The 18,821-nt window shown below is 65.4% G+C and carries 21 protein-coding genes and 1 tRNA gene; 11 read left to right on the top strand and 11 right to left on the bottom strand.

The annotated features are described in order from the left end of the window. The first annotated feature begins 60 nt into the window (after positions 1 to 60). The 6 genes from map to C7402_RS15355 all read left to right on the top strand — a co-directional run bounded on the left by map (position 61) and on the right by C7402_RS15355 (position 4,400). Complete coding sequence (map, locus tag C7402_RS15380) at positions 61 to 846, top strand: type I methionyl aminopeptidase (protein WP_116611197.1); 786 nt, start codon at positions 61 to 63, stop codon at positions 844 to 846. A 142-nt stretch (positions 847 to 988) separates the two neighbouring features. After that, on the top strand, positions 989 to 1,525 hold the full coding sequence (locus C7402_RS15375; RefSeq protein ID WP_112171403.1) for a GNAT family N-acetyltransferase: 537 nt from the start codon (positions 989 to 991) through the stop codon (positions 1,523 to 1,525). Positions 1,526 to 1,784: 259 nt separating this feature from the next. Next, on the top strand, positions 1,785 to 2,639 hold the full coding sequence (gene minC / locus C7402_RS15370; protein WP_116611196.1) for a septum site-determining protein MinC: 855 nt from the start codon (positions 1,785 to 1,787) through the stop codon (positions 2,637 to 2,639). A gap of 101 nt (positions 2,640 to 2,740) precedes the next feature. After that, a complete protein-coding gene (minD, locus tag C7402_RS15365) occupies positions 2,741 to 3,556 on the top strand; it encodes a septum site-determining protein MinD (protein WP_112171401.1) in 816 nt (271 codons plus the stop codon). A gap of 14 nt (positions 3,557 to 3,570) precedes the next feature. Then, on the top strand, positions 3,571 to 3,825 hold the full coding sequence (minE, locus tag C7402_RS15360) for a cell division topological specificity factor MinE (RefSeq protein WP_027795398.1): 255 nt from the start codon (positions 3,571 to 3,573) through the stop codon (positions 3,823 to 3,825). 257 nt (positions 3,826 to 4,082) lie between these two features. After that, positions 4,083 to 4,400: a YXWGXW repeat-containing protein gene (locus C7402_RS15355; RefSeq protein ID WP_112171488.1), complete on the top strand. Its 318-nt coding sequence runs from the start codon at positions 4,083 to 4,085 to the stop codon at positions 4,398 to 4,400. A 190-nt stretch (positions 4,401 to 4,590) separates the two neighbouring features. Here C7402_RS15355 and C7402_RS15350 read toward each other — a convergent pair whose 3' ends face one another. After that, complete coding sequence (locus C7402_RS15350) at positions 4,591 to 5,988, bottom strand: chloride channel protein (protein WP_372460461.1); 1,398 nt, start codon at positions 5,986 to 5,988, stop codon at positions 4,591 to 4,593. A 296-nt stretch (positions 5,989 to 6,284) separates the two neighbouring features. Between C7402_RS15350 and C7402_RS48005 the strand changes: the two genes are divergently transcribed. Beyond that, positions 6,285 to 6,410: a hypothetical protein gene (locus C7402_RS48005; RefSeq protein WP_256094537.1), complete on the top strand. Its 126-nt coding sequence runs from the start codon at positions 6,285 to 6,287 to the stop codon at positions 6,408 to 6,410. A 99-nt stretch (positions 6,411 to 6,509) separates the two neighbouring features. Here C7402_RS48005 and C7402_RS15345 read toward each other — a convergent pair whose 3' ends face one another. The 10 genes from C7402_RS15345 to rph all read right to left on the bottom strand — a co-directional run bounded on the left by C7402_RS15345 (position 6,510) and on the right by rph (position 13,934). Then, positions 6,510 to 6,689, bottom strand: a complete 180-nt coding sequence (locus C7402_RS15345; RefSeq protein ID WP_112171487.1) for a hypothetical protein — start codon at positions 6,687 to 6,689, stop codon at positions 6,510 to 6,512. Between the two features lie 157 nt (positions 6,690 to 6,846). Then, positions 6,847 to 8,163 (bottom strand): MFS transporter, encoded by a 1,317-nt coding sequence (locus C7402_RS15340; protein WP_112171399.1) that lies wholly within the window; start codon positions 8,161 to 8,163, stop codon positions 6,847 to 6,849. Positions 8,164 to 8,594: 431 nt separating this feature from the next. Further along, positions 8,595 to 9,116 carry an energy transducer TonB family protein gene (locus tag C7402_RS15335; RefSeq protein WP_116611249.1) on the bottom strand — a complete coding sequence of 174 codons (522 nt, stop codon included), beginning with the start codon at positions 9,114 to 9,116 and terminating at the stop codon, positions 8,595 to 8,597. Between the two features lie 111 nt (positions 9,117 to 9,227). Further along, positions 9,228 to 9,440, bottom strand: coding sequence for a hypothetical protein (locus tag C7402_RS15330; protein ID WP_112171398.1), 213 nt, complete (start codon positions 9,438 to 9,440; stop codon positions 9,228 to 9,230). A gap of 130 nt (positions 9,441 to 9,570) precedes the next feature. Then, entirely contained in the window at positions 9,571 to 9,966 is a 396-nt protein-coding gene (locus tag C7402_RS15325; protein ID WP_116611195.1) for a GtrA family protein, read from the bottom strand. 1 nt (position 9,967) lies between these two features. Beyond that, on the bottom strand, positions 9,968 to 10,960 hold the full coding sequence (locus tag C7402_RS15320) for a glycosyltransferase (RefSeq protein ID WP_116611194.1): 993 nt from the start codon (positions 10,958 to 10,960) through the stop codon (positions 9,968 to 9,970). 200 nt (positions 10,961 to 11,160) lie between these two features. Beyond that, a tRNA-Ser gene (locus tag C7402_RS15315) sits at positions 11,161 to 11,250 on the bottom strand. A gap of 65 nt (positions 11,251 to 11,315) precedes the next feature. Then, positions 11,316 to 12,485, bottom strand: a complete 1,170-nt coding sequence (gene hemW / locus C7402_RS15310; RefSeq protein WP_220092813.1) for a radical SAM family heme chaperone HemW — start codon at positions 12,483 to 12,485, stop codon at positions 11,316 to 11,318. A gap of 44 nt (positions 12,486 to 12,529) precedes the next feature. Next, a complete protein-coding gene (gene rdgB / locus C7402_RS15305) occupies positions 12,530 to 13,201 on the bottom strand; it encodes an RdgB/HAM1 family non-canonical purine NTP pyrophosphatase (RefSeq protein WP_116611193.1) in 672 nt (223 codons plus the stop codon). Beyond that, complete coding sequence (gene rph / locus C7402_RS15300) at positions 13,194 to 13,934, bottom strand: ribonuclease PH (protein WP_112171389.1); 741 nt, start codon at positions 13,932 to 13,934, stop codon at positions 13,194 to 13,196. Before rph ends, rdgB begins: the two co-directional genes overlap by 8 nt. A 312-nt stretch (positions 13,935 to 14,246) precedes the next feature. Here rph and C7402_RS15295 point away from each other — a divergent pair, with 312 nt between their 5' ends. The 4 genes from C7402_RS15295 (at position 14,247) to C7402_RS15280 (ending at position 18,638) form a co-directional block, all read left to right on the top strand. After that, the gene (locus C7402_RS15295; RefSeq protein WP_116611192.1) at positions 14,247 to 15,185 is read left to right on the top strand and encodes a YicC family protein; all 939 of its coding nucleotides are present in this window, start codon (positions 14,247 to 14,249) and stop codon (positions 15,183 to 15,185) included. A 14-nt stretch (positions 15,186 to 15,199) separates the two neighbouring features. Beyond that, positions 15,200 to 15,913, top strand: a complete 714-nt coding sequence (gene gmk, locus C7402_RS15290; RefSeq protein ID WP_112171485.1) for a guanylate kinase — start codon at positions 15,200 to 15,202, stop codon at positions 15,911 to 15,913. Positions 15,914 to 15,953: 40 nt separating this feature from the next. Beyond that, positions 15,954 to 16,157, top strand: coding sequence for a DNA-directed RNA polymerase subunit omega (gene rpoZ, locus C7402_RS15285; RefSeq protein ID WP_027817423.1), 204 nt, complete (start codon positions 15,954 to 15,956; stop codon positions 16,155 to 16,157). 114 nt (positions 16,158 to 16,271) lie between these two features. Further along, positions 16,272 to 18,638 (top strand): RelA/SpoT family protein, encoded by a 2,367-nt coding sequence (locus tag C7402_RS15280; RefSeq protein ID WP_112171387.1) that lies wholly within the window; start codon positions 16,272 to 16,274, stop codon positions 18,636 to 18,638. Positions 18,639 to 18,821: the final 183 nt, after the last annotated feature.

The raw sequence follows: 18,821 nt of genomic DNA, 5'->3' as shown, positions 1-18,821 counted from the left end.
GCACCTTTGAATTTGCGGCGAAGCGCTCTCGCGCGCCGCCGCGCCCACCTCGGTCCACCGATGCCTATCACCTACAAGTCTGCCGACGATCTCGCCCGCCTGCGCATTTCGGGCCGGCTCGCCGCCGACGTGCTCGCGATGATCGGCGAGCACGTGAAGCCTGGCGTCTCCACCGACGACCTCGACGCCATCTGCAACGATTTCATCGTCAACACGCTCAAGGCCGTGCCGGCCAATGTTGGCTACCTCGGCTTTCCGAAGACGATCTGCACCTCGGTCAACTCGGTGGTCTGCCACGGCATTCCGAACCGCAACGAGGTGCTCAAGGACGGCGACATCATCAATATCGACGTGGCCGTCATCAAGGACGGCTATTTCGGCGACACCAGCCGCATGTACTGCGTCGGCACGCCGAGCACGGTGGGCCGTCAGTTGATCGACACGACCTACGAGGCGATGCTGGCCGGCATTCGCGAGGTGAAGCCGGGCGCGACGCTCGGCGACGTGGGGCACGCCATCCAGAAGCGTGCCCAGGCCGATGGTTTCTCGATCGTGCGCGAGTATTGCGGCCACGGCATCGGCAAGGTGTATCACGAGGAACCGCAGGTGCTGCACTACGGCCAGCCGGGGCAGGGCGCGCGCCTGAAGCCGGGCATGGTGTTTACGATCGAGCCGATGGTCAACGCGGGCCGCGCGGGTACCACGGTGCAGCGCGACGGCTGGACGGTGGTCACCAAGGACCGTTCGCTTTCCGCGCAGTGGGAACACATGGTTGCCGTGACTGACGAGGGCTACGAACTGCTGACCCCCTGGCCGGACGGCACGGGCGCCTACGAGGCCCCGTGAGCGCGGTTGTGCGGGTTCCCGGGCCGTCTGTCAAGGCTGTTGCGCGCGGCGTCGCGCGCGCGTTTTTGTCAAATAAGGATTTGACTCTCAAGCCAGTTCGGTTAAAGCTACGCGTTAGCGCTTTATTGGGGTTTACGACTGCATGAGTCCGTCACTGACCGTTCGCCGTATCGCCGCCGATCAGGGTGCCGTGCTCCGCGAGCTTCGAACAGCTTCGCTGCGCGACGCGCCTTATGCATTCGGCGACACGCTCGAAGACGCGCTATCCGCCGATGCCGCTGTCTTCGACGCAGCGGCGGCCCGGCATGCGGTCTCGCACACCGGTACGTCGTTCATTCTCTATACCGAGGGCCATCCGGCCGGCCTGATCGGCGCGAGCTTCGAAAACGCGCCGGCGCGGCGCGCGTTCGTCTCGGCGCTGTGGGTCGCGCCCGCCGTGCGTCATCTGAGCGGCGGCGAGCTGCTGCTCAACAGCGCGATCGACTGGCTCGTGAGCGAGGGCGCCACGCAGGCCTACGCGTGGATCACCGACACGAACACCACGGCCATGCGCTTCTATGAGCGCCTCGGCTTCGTGGCCACCGGCGATCACGCGCGCAGCCAGCAGCAGCCCGAGCAGTGGGAAACGCTGCTCATGCGCAGCCTCGGCGAGCCCACGAAGTCCGCGACCTCCGCGTGAAAGAGGGCCGCGCGCCTGCGCGTGCGGCGCCGTCCTTCATCGCTCGCCACGAGCGGTGTCCCATGCAGTGCCCAATCGAAACGATGTGCGCTTGCGCACGGCGTCGTTGTGCGCGGTTTTGCTTCATTTGAAGGCGCCGCGCGTTGCGCGCCTTTTTTCATGCATTTTTGTTTGCGCAATTCTGGCGGAATGCACCGTTAAAAATGATGGCCGTGCGCGTCGACGCCTGTAAAATACGCAAAATTTTTAGCCGAACGCCATGTCGCCCAGGAAATCGCCATACTTTGAACTGAAGAGCGGTTCAGTCGATACGCTTCTGTTCGTGGTCAAGACAACCGAGCTCGATGCCATGCGCGCCGAGCTCACGCGGCGCTTCGAGGCGACGCCCGAATTCTTCGCTAACGACACCGTCGCGATCGACCTGCGGCGTCTCGCCGACGGCGAGCAGGTGGCCTTGGGCGAGATCGCGCGCCTGCTGGAAAGCGTGCGCATGCGCCCCGTGGGCGTGGTCGCGCAGCCCGCGCAGCATGGCTGGGCCGCAGCGGCGGGCCTGCCGTTTCTCGAAGCGCGCGACCGCCGCGGCGCAAACGCGAAGTCGTCCGCGGACGAAACGGCGGCCGTGAGCGAGCCACACAGTGCCGCGAACGCGCCGGCAGCCGAGCCGGCTGCACCGCAGGCCGCCGCGCAGCCCGAACTCTTTTCCACCGATACCGACGCCGCTGCCACCGCCGAAATCACGGCGACGCTGGAAGCGGCCGAGTCGCGCGGCGCGCGCACGGAACCCACGCTCGTGGTCGACCGTCCGCTGCGCTCGGGCCAGCGCATCTACGCGAAGGGCGACGTGGTCGTGCTCGGCCTCGTTTCCAACGGCGCGGAAGTGATCGCCGAGGGCAACATCCACATTTACGCGCCGTTGCGCGGCCGTGCGCTCGCGGGCGTGCACGGCAACCACGATGCACGCATTTTCTGCACGAGCCTCGAGGCGGAACTGATTTCGATTGCGGGCATCTACCGTACGACTGAAGTGCCACTCGCCGAGGACGTGCGGGGCAAGCCGGCGCAAATCCGGCTCGAGGAAGAAAAGCTGTTGATCGAACCGTTGAGGCTCACCTGAGTCGCTGCCCGGGCGTCGGAGCGGCGCCCATGCAATGCGTGAGTGCCAGAGCAGCGCGCGATGAGACCAAACTGAGAAACTGACGAACGCAAGGTAAGGGAATGGCAAAAATCATTGTGGTGACTTCGGGCAAGGGTGGTGTCGGCAAGACGACCACGAGCGCGAGTTTCGCATCGGGCCTCGCGTTGCGCGGCCACAAGACCGCGGTCATCGACTTCGACGTGGGCCTGCGCAATCTCGACCTCATCATGGGTTGCGAGCGCCGCGTCGTGTACGACCTGATCAACGTGATCCAGGGCGAGGCGAACCTCAATCAGGCGCTTATCAAGGACAAGAAGTGCGAGAACCTCTTCATCCTGCCCGCTTCGCAAACGCGCGATAAAGACGCGCTCACGAAGGAAGGCGTGGAGAAGGTGATCGAGGATCTGCGCAAGATGGACTTCGAGTACATCGTGTGCGACTCGCCCGCGGGCATCGAGTCGGGCGCGCTGCTCGCGATGCACTTCGCCGACGAAGCGCTCATCGTGACGAACCCGGAAGTGTCTTCGGTGCGCGACTCGGACCGCATTCTCGGCATGCTGTCGTCCAAGACCAAGCGTGCGATCGAAGGCAAGGATCCGATCAAGGAGCACCTGCTCATTACGCGCTACAACCCCAAGCGCGTGAGCGAAGGCGAAATGCTCTCGCTGTCGGATATCTCGGAAATCTTGCGCATCGAGCTGATCGGCGTGATTCCGGAATCGGAAGCGGTGCTGCACGCATCGAACCAGGGCCTGCCCGCGGTCCATCTCGACGGCACCGATGTTGCCGAGTCGTACAAGGACGTGGTCTCGCGCTTTCTCGGCGAAGACAAGACGCTTCGATTCACCGATTACCAGAAGCCGGGCCTGCTCCAGCGCCTCTTCGGTAGCAAGTAAGGGAGGCGTACGTCATGTCGTTTCTTTCGTTCTTTCTCGGCGAGAAGAAGAAGTCCGCCTCGGTAGCGAAGGAACGCCTGCAGCTCATCATTGCTCACGAGCGAGCAGGCGGCCATCCGCCCGCAGACTATCTGCCGGCCCTGCAACGCGAACTCGTCGCGGTTATCTCGAAATACGTGAAGATTTCCGACGAAGATATTCGCGTGAGCCTCGAACGTCAGGATGATCTCGAAGTGCTCGAGGTCAAGATCGAGATTCCGCAGGCCTGAGTGTCAACGCGCGCGGCCAGGGTGTCGCGCGCGCCGTCTCGCGGCTCGCGCGAGACGCTGTTTCCCTGTGCGTTTTTTTCCTCGCTTCCCTGCGTTTTCTCGCCATAAGCGCCGCGCCTTGCCGTGGCCGTCGCCTTACCGAAATATTCCGTTTCACTTCACCCTTGGCCGTTACACCGCCGCTGTCAGCGCAACGGCGGGCTTGCGCATTGATCCGGTAACGCCAATCCAGGCGTCCAACATCAAGGGTGATCAACATGAACAACTCCATTCGCCTTCTCATCGCCAGGGCCGCCATCGTTGCTGCCGGTACGTGCGCGGTCGCGGCGCCCGCGTTCGCTGAGATCATCGTCGTCGAGCCGAGCGCGGCGCCCCCGGTCGAGCGCGTGGAAGTCGTGCCCGCGCCGCGCGTGGGCTACGTGTGGGACAAGGGCCACTGGCGCTGGGATCACGGCCAGTACGTGTGGGCCGCGGGCCACTGGCAGGCCGAACGCGTGGGCTACCACTGGGTGGCCGGCCACTGGATCGCTCACGGCCCGAACTGGCACTGGGTCGAAGGCCACTGGGCCGCTTGATGCGCGCGCCAACGAACGTGTTCGAAGCGCCATCGAGGAGAACATCATGAGCAGGAAACTGCTGGCGGTCGCGGCACTCGCGATCATCCTGGGCGGTTGCATCGTCGTGCCCGCGCGGCCCATGTATTACCGGCCCGCGCCCGTCGTCATCTACTGACGCGAGCGCGTGCGTGCCTGCGCCCGGCGCGCGTCAGCGGCGCGATTCGTCCGCTGCCGCGCCGTCGGGCGCGTTGTGTTCGAGCGCCGCGGGCACGTCGTCGGCGCCGGTTTCGGGCGTCGCGGGCGCAACGCTCGCGGGCGCCGGCGCGAGATAGCGCAGCGACAACGTTTCATACAGCGGCGGTGCGAAGAGGCGCGAAATGCGGCTCGAAAGGAGCGCCGTCGCCATCAGCGAGATCACGAGCGCGTGGCCGTTGATCATCTCCATCACGATCACGAACGACGTGATGGGCGATTGCGTGACCGCCGCGAGATAGCCGACCATCGCGAGCGCAATGAGCATCGGCAACTGCATGCTGCCGAACACCTCGTGCAGCAGATTGCCGAAGCCCGCGCCGATCGACAGCGAAGGCGCGAAGATGCCGCCCGGAATGCCGGGCAGGTAAGACCCGACCATCGACGCCATCTTCAGGAACGGATACGCAAGCGAGAGGTGCTCGCGCCCGTCGAGCAGCCCGCGCGCCTCGGCATAGCCGCTGCCGAAGGTCGTGCCGCCCGATACGAGGCCGATGAGCGCGATTGCGAAGCCGCAGAGTGCGGCGAACGCGACAGGCCGCTCGGCGTGCAGCTTGCGCAGCGGCGCGGGAATCCAGCGCGCGGTGTTGATGAGCAGCCAGCCGAACACGCCGCCCGCGATGCCGGTGACGATCGCTGTGAGCACCACGGCCGCCGCGAGCAGGTCGGGGAAGTGCGCGCCTACCTCGATCGTGCCGAAATACGTGTAGTTGCCGTTGATCCCGAGCGCGATCACGCCCGCGATGATGATTGCCGTGATCACCACGCCGCTTGCGCGCGCCTCGAAGGTGCGCGTGAGTTCTTCGATGGCGAACACGATGCCGGCGAGCGGCGTGTTGAACGCGGCGGACAAACCGGCAGCGGCGCCCGCGAGCACGAGCTTGTGCTCGATGAGCGCGTTCGAGCGTGGATAGAGGCGGCGCATGTTGAACATCAGCGCGGCGCCCACCTGCACGGTCGGACCTTCGCGGCCGATGGTGAAGCCGCCGAGTATGGCGAGGAACGACACGGCGATCTTGCCCACGAGCAGACGCAGCGTGAGCAGGCGCTCGCCCGATTCGCCGGGTTTGGCGTGCAGCGTGGCGATGACCTGTGGAATGCCGCTGCCTTCCGCGCCGCGAAAGAACGTGCGCGTGAGCCATACCGCAACGGCGGCTACGGCGGGCGTGATGATGAGCGGCAGCCAGACGTGCTGCTTTTGCACGTGCAGGAACGCTTCGTAGCCCCAGTCGATCAGCTTCGCGTAGAACACGGCCACGACGCCGACGGCGATCGCGCCGAGCCAGAACACGCCGTATTGCCGCCAGAGGCGTCGAGCACGCCGCACGACGAGCGAAGAGAGGTTCGGGTTCATCAAGCGCATGGCCTCTTTTGAGCCGCAAAACCCCGATTATAGCGATGCACCTCGCGCACCTCTTTGCCACTGCGGCCGGCGCCCGCGCATTACACGGTTGTTAAAAGTGTCGCCGTTGCCTGGCGCATGCGGCGTAGAAAGCGCGCCGGAGCGCGTGTTTCGCGCGGCGTGTTACACGGGGCACACCGCTGCTTACAAATTGCAACGCCTCAACGGTTCGCCGTCGTGTTCAATCGAAACCGTCCAGCCCGACATCGAATGGCCGGACACAGACATTGACTTGAAGGGAGAACAACGTGAAACGACTGACGCTTACCCTCATCGCCGGCGCCTTGCTTGCGGCCTCGCTGGGCGGCTGCGTCGTGGTGCCGGCCGGCGGCTACTACGGCGGCGGATATCACCACGGCTATTACTATCGTTGATGGCCGGGAACCGCGAGATGCTTCCCTGACGAATGGCGCGTCCCTCGCGTGAGTGTCGCGCGAGCGGGCGGCTCGACCGCCATCCGGCGATCTGCCGATTCAGGCAAGCAGCATTTCGATCGCGACGACCGCGGCGATGGCCGCCGCGTTCGCCGCCAGTGCTTCGAGCAGCACGGCACGCCAGCTTGCGGTGCGCAGGCGAAACGCCAGCAGGAGCGAAATGCCCAGGGCGAGGGCGATGATCAGAACAAGGTCGGCGTTGCTCAGATGCAGGTTCATCTTCGGCTCCCCCGGGAGGTCACTCCCCGCCTGTTGATTCGAGTATAGGCACGCATCGCGCATGCCTGAAGCAATCAAAAAAGCGCGCATGAAAAAAAGCGGCATCCGCCAGGCGGATGCCGCTTTTTTGCTGTTGCGGGGAATGCGTCGGGCGAACTCAGCTCAGCGAGGTGTGGCGCGTTTCGCGCATGCACAGGACACCGAACAGGCTCACGCAGGCCGCGATCGACACATACGCGCCGACCCACGACAGACCGCCTCGCGCGGCCAGCACCTGCGCGATATACGGCGCGACCGAAGCGCCGAGAATGCCGCCCAGGTTGTACGCCACGCCCGCGCCCGTGTAGCGCACGCTGGTGGGGAACAGCTCGGGCAGCAGCGCGCCCATCGGCGCGAAGGTGGCGCCCATCAGGAACAACTGGATCACGAGGAAGAGCAGCACGAGCGGCGTCGCGCCGCTGCCGAGCAGCGGTTGCATTGTGAAGCCCGAGAGAATCGCCAGAATGCAGCCGACGATCAGCACCGGCTTGCGGCCGAAGCGGTCGGACAACCAGGCCGAGATCGGCGTGGCGATGCCCATGAACACCACCGCAATGCACAGCATGCCGAGGAAGGTCGGGCGCGGGATATGCAGCGCCGTCACGCCGTGCGAGAGCGAGAACACCGTGGCGTTGTAAAAGAGCGTGTAGCACACGACCATGGCGAGCGCGCCGAGCAGCGTGGGCACCCAGTGCTTCGAGAGCAGCGTGGCGACCGGCACCTTGACGCGCTCCTCGCGCTCGACAGCGGCCTTGAAGGCGGGCGTTTCGGCGATCTTCAGGCGCACGTAGAGGCCGAGCGCGACGAGCACCGCCGAGACGATGAACGGCACGCGCCAGCCCCAGTCGCGGAACTGCTGGTCGGAGAGCGTGGAGGCGAGCCCGAAGAACAGACCGTTCGAGGCGAGGAAGCCGACCGACGGCCCGAGCTGCGGGAACATGCCGAACCAGCCGCGCTTGCCTTGCGGCGCGTACTCGGTCGCGAGCAGCGCCGCGCCGCCCCATTCGCCGCCAAGGCCGATGCCCTGGCCGAAGCGCAGGATGCACAGCAAGATCGGCGCAAGGCTGCCAATCGCGTCATAGCCGGGCAGGAAGCCGATCAGCGTGGTGGACACGCCCATCACGAGGAGCGACGCCACCAGCGTCGATTTACGGCCGATACGGTCGCCGAAATGGCCAAAGATGAACGAGCCGATCGGGCGCGCGACGAACGCAATGCCGAACGTGACGAACGCCGAGAGCGCCTGCGCCGTGGCCGAGCCATGCGGGAAGAACACGGGGCCGATCACGAGCGCGGCGGCCGTTGCGTACACGTAGAAGTCGTAGAACTCGATCGCGGTGCCGATGAAGCTCGCGAAGATCACGCGCGCGGTGCTTTGCTGCTTGCCCGCTTGCGTCTCATCGGCGCGCGCGGGCGAAATGGGGGAGGTGGACATCCAGGGGTCTCCAGTCGTTGTGATGCGCGCTGGCGCCTCGGTTTCGCGATTTCACGCTTGTCATGAGGCGACGCGGGCGTCTTTGTTCAGGCTCGAAGCCTGGGGCGGGGCGCGCGGTTGGCGGAGGACGCAAAGCATGCGTCCGTCAGCCGGCGACGCCTCGCGCCAGTATGCATCGCGCGACGCGGGCTGCGTGCGCGACGTCGGGACCGGGCCGGGCCCGCGCCGATAGGCGCAAGTGGGCAAGGAGCACGGTCGCGGCCTCGCGCGGCCGCGCGGATGGCGCGTGGCGAGAGGCATGGCCGGCGGGCGCCGGCATGGGATAGCGAAAAATTATAACGACCGTGCGTACCGGCCAGCAAGGCGCGCGAAAGAGCGGCGAAAGGCGCGGGCGCAACGATTGCCGCTGGCGTCGCACAGCGGACCCGGTGTCACTGGAAATTCTGCGCCTGCGGCGAGGCGAGCGTGCGCAACTGGAACTTGCCGTTGTCGTTGAAGAGCCAGTCCTCGAACATTTCGAGCTGCCCGGCGGAATTGAGCAGGCGCCCGGGCGGCGCGGGCAAGGGCGCGGAGCGGCGCAGGGTGGCGAGCGCCGTGGTTTCGGCGTCGTCGTCACCGTTGGTCCGGTAAACCGACGACTTCACGATCTGACCATTGCGATCGACGGTGAACGAGACGACCACGAGCGAGCGCAGCATGGCTTGCGGCGTGCCGTGCAGGACATAGGACGGGTTGCGCTCGACGATGTGTTTCGCGACGGCCGTGCGGTAGTCGTCGAGTGTGGCGCTGTTGATCGCCGCGGGTGGAATGAGGAGGAGCGGCTTGGGCGGCGGTGTGATGGTGCAGGCGCTGAAGCCGCCGAGGAAACCGAGCAGCAAAATCAGGCCAAGGCGCCGTGCCAGGGCGGCGCAAGATGCGGACGGACCGCAGGACAGGCGGGCGCGGATGAGCATGTCGATCAGGCTCGGATGCGAAACCTGAATCGAGCTTAGTTCATACGCCGACAGACGCAATCAGCAGTGTCCCGCGTCCGTCAGGATGACCGCGCGGTGACGCGTGAAGCCTTATTCGACGGGGAATTGCGCGCAGGGATCGGTGACGACCGTGGCGCATGCATACGAGTATTCGCCGCTCTTCAGGAACAGCTCCTTGCCGACCTGGAAGTTCTCGCGCAGATTGGGCGAGCTTTCCCATGCGATGTAGCTGGAGCACATCACGGCGAACAGGACGACGAGCGAAAACGCGAACTTCTCAAGCAGTTGGTATTGGTGCGGCATGGTGACTAATCCCCTCAATGCGTAGGATTTTACCGCATTATTAGGGTTTTCACCTAGGTATTTGACAGCGGGCGCGTGATGTGCGCTGCCGCGCTATTCAAGGTGCGACCCTTAAATAGCGCGGGCATGGCTATCGTTGGGGCCGATGCCGGAACACCCACCAGCGGGCCGACGCGAAATTGACGCCCAGGCCCGCCACCGAACCCGCCGCGACGCCCAGGAAGGGCACGAAGCCCGCGCGCGGCAGCAGCAGCACCACGGCGCAATAGGCGGCGTAGTTCACGCAGCCGCCCGCCGACATGGCGGCGAGATAGCGCCACCATTCGTGCCATACCGAGCCGGATCGATGGGTGGCGAACGTAAAACGCCGATTGATCTGCCACGTCACCCAGACCGCGGCCAGAAACGAGGCGGCCCGCCCGACGAAATAGCCGGAGCCAAGCCGCAGGGCAAGCCATAGCACGCCCGCATCGACGAGGAAACCAACCGTGCCCGCCACGGCAAAACGCAGTACCTGGGTACGCATGTCAGTGCTGATCTCCAGCCGGTTTGGGGGCGGGATGCAGCAGGTAGGCGAACCGCTTCGCCTCCGCGCGGCCGCGCGTCACGGTGTCGAGCACGATGCCGCAGGTGAGCAGGATTGCGCCGAACAGCATGAGAGCGGCGCACAGCAGCGCCGTTGGCAACCGGGGAACGAGACCCGTGCGCAGGTACTCGTCGATCACGGGCACGGCGAGGACGATCGACAGCAGCGCGCACACGAAGAAGCCCAGCGAGAAGAACAGCAGCGGCTTCTCGGCCTTGAAGAGCCGCACGATCATGAGCAGGATGCGCAGACCGTCTTGCCACGTGTTCAGCTTGCTTTCCGACCCTTCCGGCCGCGCGCCGTACAGCGTGGCGACTTCGGCCACCGGCATGCGCAGCTCCAGCGCATGGACCGTGAGCTCCGTCTCGATCTCGAAGCCTGCCGCATGCGCGGGGAACGACTTGACGAAGCGCCGCGAGAAGGCGCGGTAGCCGGACAGCATGTCGGTGAAGGTGCGGCCGAACAGCGTCGCCACGCACTGTGTGAGCAGCCGGTTGCCGAAGCGGTGGCCGGGACGGTACGCCGCGCGTTCGTCGCTGACACGGGTGCCGACCACCATGTCGAGCGCGCCCGAGACCAGCGCGTCGACGAGTTGCGGCGCCGCTTTCGCGTCATAGGTGCCGTCGCCGTCCACCATCACATAGACGTCGGCCTCGACGTCCGCGAACATGCGGCGGATCACGTTGCCCTTGCCCTGGTCGGACACGGCGCGCACCACGGCGCCGGCTTCGCGCGCAATGCCCGCGGTGCCGTCCGACGAGTTGTTGTCGAATACATAGACCGTTGCCGATGGCAGGGCATGCTGGAAGTCACGCACGACGTCGGCGATCGTCGCCGCCTCGTTGTAGCAAGGCACGAGCACCGCGATGCGCTGTGTGCCCGGCGGTTGTGATGTGGGAGGCTGCAAGCCACGCAGCCCTGATGAGCGGTCCATGTGCAATCTGTTGTGTTCTTTGGATCGCGCAATTATAGAGCGGCGATGTGGGCGGCCCGTTTGCGGATTCGTTGCTCGCGGTTTTGCGCGATGAAGCGTGGCGCCACGGCGTGATGAGCGGGTAGTGCGGGGGGACTGGCTGGCCGGATGAACGCGCGGTGCGAGTTTGCGGCTGGGGGGATGGGGCGTCGGGATACTTCTGGCGGAGGCGGTGAGATTCGAACTCACGGAAGGGTTACCCCTTCGCCGGTTTTCAAGACCGGTGCATTCAACCACTCTGCCACACCTCCGGAGCCGCGCATTGTAACCCGAAACGCGAGCGCGGCGGCACTCGCCCAGACGATCTGCGTCGACCTCAGTGCGGGTCCTTGAGGAACAGCGCCTGCAAATCGTTGAGGAAGCGCTGCCCGAGCTCCGTCGGCGCGATCTTTTCGTAGTCGCGCGTGATGAGCCCGCGCCGCTCGGCCTCCTGCAACGCCGGTTCGATCGTCGTGATGGGCAGGCCGGTGCGCTCGATGAAGCGATGTACGGGAAACCCTTCCACGAGACGCAGCGCGTTGAGCATGAACTCGAACGGCAAGTCGCGTGCGTTCACTTCGTGCTCTTCCTGGACCGGCGTGCCCGCGCGCGCCTGCTCGATGAAGGTCGCCGGGTGCTTGTAGCGCGCCTGGCGCACGATGCGGTTCGGAAACGAAAGCTTCGTATGCGCGCCCGCGCCGATCCCCAGATAGTCGCCGAAGCGCCAGTAATTGAGGTTGTGCTTGCATTGCCGGTCCGGCTGCGCATAAGCCGACACCTCGTAGCGCCCGTATCCCGCGGCTGTGGTGCGCTCGTGAATCCAGTCCTGCATGTCGGCGGACTGGTCGTCGTCGGGCAGGGCGGGCGGGAACTTCGCGAACAACGTGTTCGGTTCGAGCGTGAGGTGATAGAGCGACAGATGCGGCGGCTTGAACGAAAGCGCCGTTTCGATATCGGCCTGGCATTCGTCGAGCGTTTGCTGCGGCAGCGCGAACATCAGGTCGAGATTGAAGTTGTCGAAGGTGCTCGCCGCGACCTCGACGGCATGGCGCGCCTGCGCCGCGTCGTGAATGCGTCCGAGCGCTTTCAGATGCGCTTCGTTGAAGCTCTGGATGCCCACTGAAAGCCGGTTCACGCCGCTCGCGCGAAACTGTGCGAACTTCGCGGCTTCGAACGTGCCGGGATTCGCTTCGAGCGTGATTTCGGCGTCGGCGTCGAGGGGCAGGAGCGCGCGCACATCGGAGAGCAGGCGATCGAGCCCCGCCGCCGAAAGCAGGCTGGGTGTGCCGCCGCCGATGAACACCGTATGCACCTGGCGGCCCCAGACGAGCGGCAGCGCCTGTTCGAGATCGGCGCGCAGCGCGTCGAGGTAATCGTCTTCAGGGAAACGCTCGCCTTTCCACTCGTGCGAGTTGAAATCGCAGTACGGGCACTTGCGCACGCACCACGGGAAATGCACGTAGAGCGCGAGCGGTGGCAGCGAAGTGAGGCGAATGCTGCCGGGCATCGTGAACGACTTCACGACTTCGATGCCGATGCGATGCTGCTGGCTCACGCTTCCTCCTGGAGCCGCGCGAGCAGTTGGCGCAGGGCGATTGCGCGATGGCTCGACGCGTTCTTGAGCGCCGGATCGAGTTCGGCGGCCGTCGCTTCCAGCTCGGGAACGTAGAAGTAAGGGTCGTAGCCGAAGCCGTTGTCGCCGCGCGGCGCGTCGAGCACGACGCCGTGCCAGCGGCCTTCGGCGATGAGCGGCTCGGGGTCGTCGGCGTGACGCACGAGCGCGAGCACGCAGTAGTAGTAGCCGCGGCGATCGGCGTGATCTTTCAGGTTGGCGACGAGTAGCGCGTTGTTCGCCGCATCGCTCTTTTCTCCGCCCGCAAGCTGCGCGTAGCGCGCCGAATACACGCCCGGCGCGCCGCGCAGCGCGCGCACGCACAGGCCCGAGTCGTCGGCGATCGCGGGCAGCCCCGTGAGCTTCGATGCATGGCGCGCCTTGGCGAGCGCGTTTTCCACGAAGGTGGGATGTGGCTCCTCGGCTTCGGGCACGTTCAGCGCGCCTTGCGGCACGAGTTCGATGCCCGCTGCGCCGAGCAGCGCCGCGAACTCGCGCAGCTTGCCGGCGTTGTTCGAGGCGAGCACGACGCGCGAAAGCGCGTCAGCCGCCGTTTTAGCCTGTGCATCCGGCTGTGAATCCGGTTGTGAAGCCGGCCGCAAATCAGCCATGCGTGATCTCCAGCGCCGCTTTCTGCTTCTCGACCAGCGAGCGGATGCCGCTTTGCGCGAGATCGAGCAGCGCGTTCAGTTCGTCGCGCGAAAAGGGCGCGCCTTCCGCCGTGCCCTGGACTTCGACCATGCCGCCCGAGCCCGTCATCACGACGTTCATGTCCGTGTCGCACTGCGAGTCTTCGGCATAGTCGAGGTCGAGCACCGGCACGCCTTCGTACACGCCCACCGAAATCGCCGCCACGTAGTCGGTGATCGGCGAACGTTCGATGCGGCCCGTGGCGAGCAGCTTCGAGACGGCGTCGTGGGCCGCCACGAACGCGCCCGTGATGCTGGCGGTGCGCGTGCCGCCGTCCGCCTGCAACACGTCGCAGTCGAGGTTGATGGTGCGCGCGCCGAGCGCTTCGAGGTCGAACACCGCGCGCATGGCGCGGCCGATCAGGCGCTGGATTTCCTGGGTGCGGCCCGTTTGCTTGCCGCGCGCGGCTTCGCGGTCGCTGCGCGTGTGCGTGGCGCGCGGCAGCATGCCGTATTCGGCGGTGAGCCAGCCCTGGCCCTTGTCGCGCAGGAACGGCGGCACGCTTTCGGACACGCTCGCGGTGCACAACACCTTGGTGTCTCCGAATTCCACGAGGACCGAGCCTTCGGCGTACTTCGTGTAATGGCGGGTGATGCGGACTTCGCGAAGCTGGTCGGCGGCGCGGCCGGAGGGGCGCTGGATGGATTGGGTCATCGTGGGGCGTGCGCGAGGCAAAAGAGGGTAGGGGAAACCGTAATTTTACCGCCTTCGTGTGTCTCGCGACGGGCGCCGCCCGATGGCCACAGGACGGGCGCGCGAAGGCGGCGGCGATGCCGCCGCGCCGGGGCGCGCTTGCGGGCTCGCGCTCGCGGGGACGCGGCTCCAAAAATGGGATAATACGGTTTCTCCGCCCCGCGCTATCGTCCGTTCATTGACCGTTCGCGACTACACGCCGGGCGCCTCGATTCCTCCGCCATGGCACGCGCGCCCGCCGCACGACGCCACGGCTTTTTCGCGAGACGAACCATGATTTACAGCATGACCGGCTATGCCAGCGCCACGCGCGAGCTTGCAGCGGCATCGGGCACGGGCGGCGCCAGTGTCTCCGTCGAATTGCGCACGGTGAATTCGCGCTTTCTCGACCTGAACTTCCGCATGCCCGAAGACGTGCGCGTGTGCGAGCCCACGCTGCGCGAGATGCTGATGACGAAGCTCTCCCGCGGCAAGGTCGACATTCGCATCAACATCCAGCGCAGCGAGCAGGGCGCCAACGCAGGCGCGCTCAACCGCGACGCGCTCGATCAGCTCGCCTCGCTCGAGCGGGCCGTGCTCGATGCGTTCCCCGAGTCGGGCCGTCTGCGCACGGGCGAGATCCTGCGCTGGCCAGGCGTGCTGGCGGAAAGCGGCGTGGCGGCCGAGGTGCTGCGCGACGCGGTGCTCGGCTGCGGCAAGCAGGCCATTGCCGACCTGATCGAAGTGCGCGGTCGCGAAGGCGCGCAACTCGCCAACATGCTGCTCACGAACGTCACCGAAATGGAGACCATCGTTGCGCGCATCACGCCGCTCGTGCCGGAGCTCATCGCCAAGCACCAGCAGAAGATTGTCGAGCGCTTGCAGGAAGCGCTCGGCATCGCGGCGCCGGACAGCAACGGCAACGGCGGCAGCATCGGCAACATCTCGCGCGAGGAAATCGCTGAGCGCATTCGCCAGGAAGTGACGATGTACGGCATTCGCATCGACATCGCCGAAGAACTCTCGCGCCTGACCGCGCACCTCAATGAAACGCGTCACGTGATCGAGAAGGGCGGCCGTGTCGGCAAGCGTCTCGACTTCATGATGCAGGAGCTCAACCGCGAAGCGAACACGCTTGGCTCGAAGGCGGCGGCGAAGGAACTTGCCGATGCATCGATGACGCTCAAGCTGCTCATCGAGCAGATGCGCGAGCAGGTCCAGAATCTCGAATGAAGGAAGCAACGAACATGACCGACCACACCAGCGCGCCGCACGTGGACGCCAAGCAGGACAAAAAGCGCAATCCGTACGCGGGCAACTACCCCGGCAACCTCTTCATGGTGGTGGCGCCTTCGGGTGCGGGCAAGTCGACGCTCGTGAACGCGCTGCTCGCGGAAGACAGCGCGATCCGCCTGTCGGTTTCGTACACGACGCGCGCGCCGCGTTCGAAGGAGCGCGACGGCGAGCACTATCACTTCACGACCGTCGACGACTTCCTCACGCGCCACGCAACGGGCGAGTTTCTCGAGAGCGCGGAAGTGCACGGCAACTACTATGCGACTTCGCGCGTGTGGATCGAAGACCAGATGAAAATCGGCCATGACGTCCTGCTCGAAATCGACTGGCAGGGCGCGCAGCAAGTGAAGAAGCAGTTCCGCAATGCCGTGGAAATCTTCATCCTGCCGCCGTCGCTCGAAGCGCTTGCCGACCGCCTGAAAAAGCGTGGCGAAGACGAGCCGAACGTCATCACGCGACGCCTGCTTGCAGCCGGTAGCGAGATCGCGCATGCGAGCGAATCGGAGTACGTCGTGATCAACGAGAACTTCGATCGCGCGTTGCAGGAGCTGCGCAATATCGTGAGCGCCACGCGCCTGCGCTTCGCTTCGCAATACGCACGGCATACCGAGCTCTTCGTGCAGCTCGGTATCCACCACCCGCAGCCCGGCGCATCGGGCACATAAGGTAGAATAAGAACCTGCTGAGAATGAGAAGGAACCCGACATGGCCCGCATCACCGTCGAAGATTGTCTGAAACAGATTCCGAACCGCTTCGAACTGGCGCTCGCCGCGACGTATCGCGCACGCCAGCTCGCACAAGGTCACACGCCCAAGATCGAAAGCCGCGACAAGCCTACCGTCGTCGCGCTGCGCGAGATCGCGTCTGGCCAGGTCGGCCTCGAAATGCTGAAGAAGGTGCCCGTCTGAAGTTCTCGGACTAAGGGCGCGTTCACACGCATTCCGTTAGCTACGTAGTTCGTACCACGCGCAGTTGCATCGACCCGCTTAATCGTCAACGCCAAACCTGATACGGAGGGGAACATGAGCATCACGCCCTCGCCGGCCACCGAGGTGGACCAGGAAGCCGAGACTGCGAGCCCTGCGCGCAATTACATCGACGCGGTCCTCGAACAGTCGTTTCGCCATCTGTTCGGACCGACCGCGACGCCGGAGCAGCCCCGTAAGCACGGGGTCGTCTCCATCGCCAATCTGACCGCCGCGCTCTCCGGTTACCTCACTCCCGAGGAAATCAAGGAGGTCAAGGCGGCGTTCCACTTCAGCGATGAAGCCCACCTCGGGCAATATCGCCAGAGCGGCGAACCCTATATCACCCATCCCGTCGCCGTCGCGGAAATCTGCGCCGGCTGGAAGCTCGACGCGCAGTCCATCATGGCCGCGCTCCTGCACGACGTGATGGAAGACCAGGGCGTGACCAAGGCGGAACTCGCCGAGCGCTTCGGCGCGAAGGTCGCGGAACTGGTCGACGGCCTGTCGAAACTCGACAAGATGGAGTTTCGCAACCGCGAGGAAGCGCAGGCGGAGAACTTCCGCAAGATGCTCCTCGCGATGGCGCGCGACGTGCGCGTGATTCTCGTGAAGCTCTCCGACCGGCTGCACAACATGCGCACGCTCGGCGCGGTGCCGCCCGAGAAGCGCCGCCGCGTGGCGCGCGAGACCATCGACATCTACGCGCCCATCGCGCACCGTCTTGGCCTGAACAACACCTACCGCGAGCTGCAAGACCTGAGCTTCGCGAACTTCAATCCGAATCGCTACGCCACGCTCGAAAAGGCGGTGAAGGCCGCGCGCGGCAATCGCCGCGAGGTGGTGAGCAAGATTCTCGAAGCGGTGCAGCGCGCCATTGCCGACGCGAAGCTCGACGCCGAAGTCACCGGCCGCGAGAAAACCATCTTCAGCATCTACAAGAAGATGCGCGACAAGCAATTGTCGTTCTCGCAGGTGCTCGACGTGTACGGCTTCCGTGTGGTCGTGGAGTCGGCGCTGGAGTGCTACACCTGCATCGGCGCGCTCCATGCGCTTTACAAGCCGGTGCCGGGCAAGTTCAAGGACTACATCGCCATTCCCAAGGTGAACGGCTATCAGTCCCTGCACACCACGCTCGTGGGCCCGTTCGGCGCGCCGATCGAATTCCAGGTGCGCACGCGCAAGATGCACGAGATCGCCGAAGCCGGCGTGGCCGCGCATTGGCTCTACAAGAACGGCGGCGCCGATCTGAACGACGTGCAAAAGCGCGCGCACCAGTGGCTCAAGTCGCTGCTCGACATTCAGAGCGAAGTGGGCGACTCGAGCGAGTTCCTCGAACACGTCAAGATCGACCTGTTCCCGGACGCCGTGTACGTCTTCACGCCGAAGTCGAAGATCATGGCGCTGCCGCGCGGCGCCACGGCGCTCGACTTCGCGTATTCGATCCACAGCGACCTGGGCAACCAGTGCGTGGCCGTGAAGATCAACAACGAGCTGCTGCCACTGCGCACCGAGCTCAAGAGCGGTGACATCGTCGAGGTGATCACCGCGCCGTATTCCAAGCCGAATCCGGCGTGGCTCGGCTTCGTGCGCACCGGCAAGGCGCGCTCGGCGATCCGGCACTATCTCAAGACCATGCGTCTCACGGAGTCGGTGCAGTTGGGCGAGCGGCTCGTCGATCAGGCGCTCAAAGGCTATGGCTACCAGCTTTCGGAAGTCACGCCGGAAGTGTGGGAGAAGCTGGTTCAGTGGACCGGCAACAAGAACCGCCAGGAAATTTTCGCCGACATCGGTTTGGGCCGGCGCGTGGCCGCGGTCATGGCCAAGCGCATCGAAGTGCTGATGAGCGGCCAGGACGCCGACGACGCCGAGCATCATCATCCGCCGCGCGACCCGAATGCGCCGCCCGCGCCGCCGGTCGTCATCACGGGCACCGAAGGCATGTCCGTGCAGCTTTCGGCCTGCTGCCGCCCGATTCCCGGCGACGCCATCATGGGCTACATCGGCATCGGCCTCGGCATGGCGATCCACACCACCGACTGCCGCGTCGCGCAGCGCATCCACCGGCGCGATCCGGGCCGCTGGATCGACGTGGCCTGGGCGCCGCAGCCGGGACGTCTGTTCGACGTCGCGGTGAAGGTACTCGTGAAAAACACCAAGGGCGTGTTCGCGCGCGTGGCGGCCGACATCACGTCCGCGGACGCCAACATCGTGCATATCGCCATGGACGACGATCTCGCGCAGGAGTCGAACATGCTGCGCTTCGTGATCCAGGTGAGCGACCGCGTGCACCTCGCGAACGTCATGCGCCGCGTGCGCACGAATCCGGACGTGATGCGCATTGCGCGCGAGCGTTCGAGCGACGACGGCCATCATCGCCACGACGGTGGCATGCGCATCGACCGCGAGCGCGCGGATTATTGATCGGTCGGGTGGCCCGCGGCGCGCACGCGCCGCCCCGCCATGTATCGCCATGCGCTACGCCCGTGACGCGAAACACCGCCACACCGCGTCTGTCGCGGTAATCTAGCGTTATCTCATCGGCCGCACGTTTTGCGGCAGCCTGGCCGCTTTCGGCGGTCACGGCGTGATCTTCCTTCGACCCGA

This window comes from Paraburkholderia unamae, from assembly GCF_003096875.1.
Classification (GTDB): Bacteria; Pseudomonadota; Gammaproteobacteria; order Burkholderiales; family Burkholderiaceae; genus Paraburkholderia; species Paraburkholderia unamae.
This window is presented reverse-complemented; position numbering and strand designations above follow the sequence as displayed.

Bases quoted from the DNA above. Each gene is read 5' to 3' on its own strand.
- C7402_RS15340 (WP_112171399.1), bottom strand. From the start codon at position 8,163: ATGTCCACCTCCCCCATTTCGCCCGCGCGCGCCGATGAGACGCAAGCG.
- hemW (WP_220092813.1), bottom strand. From the start codon at position 12,485: ATGCCCGGCAGCATTCGCCTCACTTCGCTGCCACCGCTCGCGCTCTAC.
- map (WP_116611197.1), top strand. From the start codon at position 61: ATGCCTATCACCTACAAGTCTGCCGACGATCTCGCCCGCCTGCGCATT.
- minC (WP_116611196.1), top strand. From the start codon at position 1,785: ATGTCGCCCAGGAAATCGCCATACTTTGAACTGAAGAGCGGTTCAGTC.
- C7402_RS15330 (WP_112171398.1), bottom strand. From the start codon at position 9,440: ATGCCGCACCAATACCAACTGCTTGAGAAGTTCGCGTTTTCGCTCGTC.
- rpoZ (WP_027817423.1), top strand. From the start codon at position 15,954: ATGGCCCGCATCACCGTCGAAGATTGTCTGAAACAGATTCCGAACCGC.
- C7402_RS15335 (WP_116611249.1), bottom strand. From the start codon at position 9,116: ATGCTCATCCGCGCCCGCCTGTCCTGCGGTCCGTCCGCATCTTGCGCC.
- rdgB (WP_116611193.1), bottom strand. From the start codon at position 13,201: ATGGCTGATTTGCGGCCGGCTTCACAACCGGATTCACAGCCGGATGCA.
- C7402_RS15375 (WP_112171403.1), top strand. From the start codon at position 989: ATGAGTCCGTCACTGACCGTTCGCCGTATCGCCGCCGATCAGGGTGCC.
- C7402_RS15280 (WP_112171387.1), top strand. From the start codon at position 16,272: ATGAGCATCACGCCCTCGCCGGCCACCGAGGTGGACCAGGAAGCCGAG.
- C7402_RS15355 (WP_112171488.1), top strand. From the start codon at position 4,083: ATGAACAACTCCATTCGCCTTCTCATCGCCAGGGCCGCCATCGTTGCT.
- minD (WP_112171401.1), top strand. From the start codon at position 2,741: ATGGCAAAAATCATTGTGGTGACTTCGGGCAAGGGTGGTGTCGGCAAG.
- minE (WP_027795398.1), top strand. From the start codon at position 3,571: ATGTCGTTTCTTTCGTTCTTTCTCGGCGAGAAGAAGAAGTCCGCCTCG.
- C7402_RS15345 (WP_112171487.1), bottom strand. From the start codon at position 6,689: ATGAACCTGCATCTGAGCAACGCCGACCTTGTTCTGATCATCGCCCTC.
- C7402_RS15295 (WP_116611192.1), top strand. From the start codon at position 14,247: ATGATTTACAGCATGACCGGCTATGCCAGCGCCACGCGCGAGCTTGCA.
- gmk (WP_112171485.1), top strand. From the start codon at position 15,200: ATGACCGACCACACCAGCGCGCCGCACGTGGACGCCAAGCAGGACAAA.
- rph (WP_112171389.1), bottom strand. From the start codon at position 13,934: ATGACCCAATCCATCCAGCGCCCCTCCGGCCGCGCCGCCGACCAGCTT.
- C7402_RS15320 (WP_116611194.1), bottom strand. From the start codon at position 10,960: ATGGACCGCTCATCAGGGCTGCGTGGCTTGCAGCCTCCCACATCACAA.
- C7402_RS15325 (WP_116611195.1), bottom strand. From the start codon at position 9,966: ATGCGTACCCAGGTACTGCGTTTTGCCGTGGCGGGCACGGTTGGTTTC.
- C7402_RS15350 (WP_372460461.1), bottom strand. From the start codon at position 5,988: ATGAACCCGAACCTCTCTTCGCTCGTCGTGCGGCGTGCTCGACGCCTC.